The organism is Allobosea sp. P1_A7, from assembly GCF_056406775.1.
Genome location: NZ_JBFTZN010000494.1, coordinates 1 through 4,291 on the forward strand (window position 1 = coordinate 1; position 4,291 = coordinate 4,291).

The 4,291-nt window shown below is 60.3% G+C and carries 6 protein-coding genes and 1 pseudogene; 4 read left to right on the forward strand and 3 right to left on the reverse strand.

Translation table 11 applies throughout. From position 1 onward, the window contains the following. Positions 1–454 precede the first annotated feature (454 nt). Together AC1D34_RS36790 and AC1D34_RS36795 are read left to right on the forward strand one after the other, a co-directional pair. Positions 455–841, forward strand: coding sequence for a response regulator transcription factor (locus AC1D34_RS36790; RefSeq protein ID WP_441508960.1), 387 nt, complete (start codon positions 455–457; stop codon positions 839–841). Further along, the gene (locus tag AC1D34_RS36795) at positions 838–1,185 is read left to right on the forward strand and encodes a hypothetical protein (RefSeq protein ID WP_441508959.1); all 348 of its coding nucleotides are present in this window, start codon (positions 838–840) and stop codon (positions 1,183–1,185) included. Before AC1D34_RS36790 ends, AC1D34_RS36795 begins: the two co-directional genes overlap by 4 nt. A gap of 75 nt (positions 1,186–1,260) precedes the next feature. Here AC1D34_RS36795 and AC1D34_RS36800 read toward each other — a convergent pair whose 3' ends face one another. Continuing rightward, positions 1,261–1,683, reverse strand: a complete 423-nt coding sequence (locus AC1D34_RS36800; protein WP_441508958.1) for a hypothetical protein — start codon at positions 1,681–1,683, stop codon at positions 1,261–1,263. Between the two features lie 1,018 nt (positions 1,684–2,701). Here AC1D34_RS36800 and AC1D34_RS36805 point away from each other — a divergent pair. Further along, positions 2,702–2,968 (forward strand): hypothetical protein, encoded by a 267-nt coding sequence (locus AC1D34_RS36805; RefSeq protein ID WP_476826929.1) that lies wholly within the window; start codon positions 2,702–2,704, stop codon positions 2,966–2,968. Between the two features lie 536 nt (positions 2,969–3,504). After that, positions 3,505–3,663: a hypothetical protein gene (locus AC1D34_RS36810; protein WP_441508955.1), complete on the forward strand. Its 159-nt coding sequence runs from the start codon at positions 3,505–3,507 to the stop codon at positions 3,661–3,663. A 218-nt stretch (positions 3,664–3,881) separates the two neighbouring features. Here the strand turns inward: AC1D34_RS36810 and AC1D34_RS36815 are convergent, their stop codons facing one another. Both AC1D34_RS36815 and AC1D34_RS36820 read right to left on the reverse strand, forming a co-directional pair. Beyond that, positions 3,882–4,106, reverse strand: a complete 225-nt coding sequence (locus AC1D34_RS36815; protein WP_476826930.1) for a hypothetical protein — start codon at positions 4,104–4,106, stop codon at positions 3,882–3,884. A gap of 54 nt (positions 4,107–4,160) precedes the next feature. Beyond that, positions 4,161–4,291 (reverse strand): annotated as a pseudogene (locus AC1D34_RS36820) (IS630 family transposase); the annotation flags it as partial.

Consider the following 4,291-nt stretch of genomic DNA (forward strand, 5'->3'; position numbering starts at 1 on the left):
AGAGTGATCGCCATCCTTGGCGCTGGGCCGCTCATTCTGGCGATGCGGACCTGAAAGGGTCGCCGCGACTCTCGTCCAACTTCACCCGCAGACGACGCGGCGCACACCTCAGGCATCCCAATAGCGCGTTTGCACACGGCCTCGGTGGATTTCTGACGTTCCATCAAGCGGTCGGCCGGTCGGTCCGAGGATTATCGAGCAGGCGGCCCGCGGGCCGCCTGCTCCCGGTCGAACGGGAGCCTGGACGTGCTGACATTCGAGCAGACGGTGCGATCCCGCCGATCGTACCGCGAAGTCCATTCAAAGCCCGTGCCGGAGGGGCGCTAGCTCGTCGGTAACGTCGAAGCTCGGCGATCAGCGCACGACGCCCTCGTCACGGCGCCAGTCGGAACGATCCGGAGCTCTCGGCAGTTGCTTAGCTCATTGGGACAGAAGGCGGCGTAGGAGTGGTGTCTTGTCAGCAGAAACAGGGAAGCCATCGGTTCTCATCGTCGACGATGAACCGATAATCCGGATGTATGCGGTCCTTCTCGTCGAAGACGCGGGCTTCGTAGCGGTCGAAGCTTCGACAGGTGACGAGGCCCTAGCGATCCTGCAGCAGCGTGACGACATCCGCGTATTGTTCACCGACGTCGAAATGCCYGGCTCTTTGAACGGACTAGAACTCGTCGAAGTCGTTCGCGAGAGATGGCCGCCGATCGCGCTCATTGTCGTATCCGGGCACGTCGAGGTCGACCCTCAGCAGCTACCGGATCGGACGCGGTTCTTCCGGAAGCCATACGCTGAAAACGAGGTCCTTGGGGCGCTCACGGCGTTGCCCATTTCGAAGGGGCCACGATGACGATCGAAACCGCCGAACAGTACGAGGCTGCCTTCGAGCGATTGAAGGAACTTGGAGAAAGCCCCGCCGATGGGCCGGATCAAGATGAGTTTCTCGCGATCAGCGCAGCTATGGTCGAATACGAAATCCGGAACCACCCGGCGCTGGAAGGCATCGAGCCAATGATCGAGGTCAAAAAGGCTATCGTCCGCTGCCCTGACGACCACGAGCGCGCTATCGAGCGCGTTGCCGAACTCGGCACTCCCCCAGAGGGCTCAGAGGAAGAGGCCGAGCTGATCGGACTAATTGAAGCGATCGAAAAGTGGGAAGCCCGACACGATGAGGACGACGACGGGCTGGCATAGCGCTCAGGCGATACGTAGCCCTCGCCTTGGGCGACCTCTTTGGCCTTCGCGGGCGGTAACGGTGGACGATCCCAATCACGACTCGCCTGACTTTCCCGCGCGGCTCACAGTGGCCGGCGGCGTGCTGGCCATTGGCATCTTCACTTGGTCGTTGCTGGGCAGCTGGCGGCCATGGTGACGAACGTCCGACTTGGGTCGGTCGATCCTGGCCTTTCGATCTCGGTCGGAAAGCTGATGTTCGGTCGAGCCCTTCAACTCGGTTGCTTCCCTCGTATCCTCGCAACTGATCAATCCGGCGCCCTCGGCAGGCACGCCCATGACCGCCCGCCCGCGCTCAGTTAGAGCGTAGGTGCTAAAGCCCTCCCACGCTGGCGCGGGCGTCCATTCGATCAGACCCTTGCGAATCAGTTCGTCGCGCGACTTGCTCGGCCGCAAATCGACGTGGCCGGTGTCTGGCCGAAACAATCGCAAAATCCAGATTTCATCGCGCGTCAGCATCCGACTTCGGTCCACTCTCGGCGAGCGCGTACCAGCAATTTCGTTAGCGGAGCATCGAGCGCAGCGGAGGACTTGCTACGCCGGAGTCCCCTCGCTCCGAAGTCGCTGTCCTAGCGGGGCATATCGCTCGGCAACTGGTCGGTGGCTCCCACACCTCAGCGGGTGCGCACGGTGCGGAAATAGCTGCCGACATCACCGCCTCTGCCGGCCCACGAGGTGCATAGATTCCAGGCGACATCGCCGCTCGATCCGACATACTGGATATCAGTCTCGAGACCGACACCAGCACATGAGTCGCCTGCGCCGCCTGCTGTGGATATCGTCACATCAATACAATAGATAGGAGGCATCGGTATGGAGATCAATCCGATCTTCAAAGTCATTGACCCCAACAACGTGGCCGAGATTCTCGCAGTCGGTCCCTACAACTGCTCCTGTGCCGGTGGGCTCACAACCTTAACATTCACCCATGTCCAGCTAGATGCCGCCGCACTGTTCCAGTCTACGCCTGCCGATTGTCCAGGGTCTCAGTCCGCTGTAATCCAATACTTACCCGGAAATCTTGACGCCGATGCGTCCAGGTGGAGGCGTTGAACTTGCTTCCGCGCTAGCGGTGGCGGGGCTGAAGTCCACGCCGCGTATGGGGCCATAGTCAGTCCCTAGCTTTGAGCGCGAAAGCGCGAAGCGAAAAGCCGCACGCCATGGTGTGTGCGAGCCCACGGATTAGGGTATCTGGCTTCACGGCTTGGCGAGGCAGGCTCAAGTTGGCGCCCGGAACTAATTTGGCCAGATTGGATCAAAGGGCGGAGGGATGAAACTCCGCAAGAGAGAGAGAGAGAGAGAGAGAGAGACGGTCGCGTAGTCGGAGAGCGAGCTGTCATCACGCCATTTCGACCAAAGCGGATTCCGCCGGGCTTCACGGCACCGCCAGATGTTGGGGATCGCGGCGGTTGATCAACTCGGAACTGTCTTCGACTGACCGAGTTGAACGAAAATCCTCTTCGCCGGAGTCAGAACCATGGAAAATCAAACCCATTTTTCGAGCTTTAAAGAAATGTCAGAGCACGCCGACGCTCTTAAGGATGATTTCGATCATGATGCGACCGGAGCCTCTGCCACTTTGTCAGCTGATGGTGTGGGCACTGACCGTATGGTGGCAATCGGAAGGCAAGCGGCCAGCGAATTTCAACAACTAATAGAAGAGGAAATCCGAGCACGCCCCATGCGCGCGGTGGGATGGGCAACTGCCGCGGGACTTGTACTGGGCTTCCTGGTGGCAAGGTAAAGGTCTGCTCGGTCACCAGCCTGGAGTGTGTCTGGTGCGAGTAGGTTTCCCTACCAGCTGGCCAAGTGCCCATGTGTAAGAGGTCAATGCTATGGGGGAGAGGTTACCTCCATTGACCGCGCGTGCGGTCCATATCTGCGTCGACATGCGGAGGTTGTTCTCGCCAGCTGGCCCGTGGAGTACGCCGTGGATGCCGAAGGTTTTGCCCCAGTGCGTTGCTCTTTCTGCGCATTGCCCAGACGCGACGATATTCACAAGGTTCATCACGCCCCGAACTGAGGACGATGCGCGGGGCGCCTGGCGTGCCCTTAACAAGCGCTGGCCCGAGACGACGCAGCAACGGATCCACCCTGACTTGCTCGAACTCATGCCGGAGTTGGCACGTTTTACCCCCCGGCGCGGGTGTTCGACAAGTCCGTATACTCTGGGTTCGCTGGGATCCGGCTCGTCAGATACCTCGAGGAAATCCAGGCTGACGTCGTCATCCTTTCGGGTGCGGAAACCGAATTTGCGTCCTGTCGACGGCGTTGGGAGCCGTGGATTATGGCTATCATGTTGTGATAGCCACCGACGCGGTATGCAGCTCCTCAGACGCGGGGCACGATGCCCTACTGAAACTCTTTCATGAACGCTTCAGCCACCAGATTTCCGCGGCCGTAACGGCAGAAATTCTTGAAAACTGGCGGGCCCGGTGATGCAACTACCCCGGGACCGGGCGCAAACGTGTCTAACGGTGAAGCTCTTGGGGGGCACCCCGGGGGCACGCGACCCGCGACCATGCTGCTGCGCCACCTGAGTAAACGACCGAAGCTCAGGAAGACAATCAAGACACGGGTCTCCCTGAGCTCTGGCCTTGAGCCGCCACGTCATTCTAACCCGACGGGGGCTCACCGAGGTTTGCGCTACCTGAGGTTCAGGCCGCAATCATTCCGAGCGTGCGCTCGATACGGGAGCAGCCCGGCCGGGCGCGCGCCTTCGCATAGGTTCGTTGCAGCCGACCGCTGGCATAGGCCTCGATGACGATCGCATGCACATAGCTTTTACGGACTACTGCCGGCGTGTTGACCAGCCGCTCGGAGATCACACGCATAATGTCGGCAAGCTGGCGCTTGCGGCCGGTTTCGGTTCCTATCTCCACGCCCGCTAAAAGCAACTCCGCCGCCGCGGCATTAGCCGCTAGAGCATTTTCACGTTATTCCGGCTCATACCCGGCAGCCCTGAAGTAGTTTTTGCATTCGTCGGGAGTGAAGGCGTCGAGGATTGTTCCGATGGTACGCCAGAGGCCTTCGACGGTTCGCTCGGCTGCTTTTCGCAGGAGCGCCT

Bases quoted from the DNA above. Each gene is read 5' to 3' on its own strand.
- AC1D34_RS36805 (WP_476826929.1), top strand. From the start codon at position 2,702: ATGGAAAATCAAACCCATTTTTCGAGCTTTAAAGAAATGTCAGAGCAC.
- AC1D34_RS36800 (WP_441508958.1), bottom strand. From the start codon at position 1,683: ATGCTGACGCGCGATGAAATCTGGATTTTGCGATTGTTTCGGCCAGAC.
- AC1D34_RS36795 (WP_441508959.1), top strand. From the start codon at position 838: ATGACGATCGAAACCGCCGAACAGTACGAGGCTGCCTTCGAGCGATTG.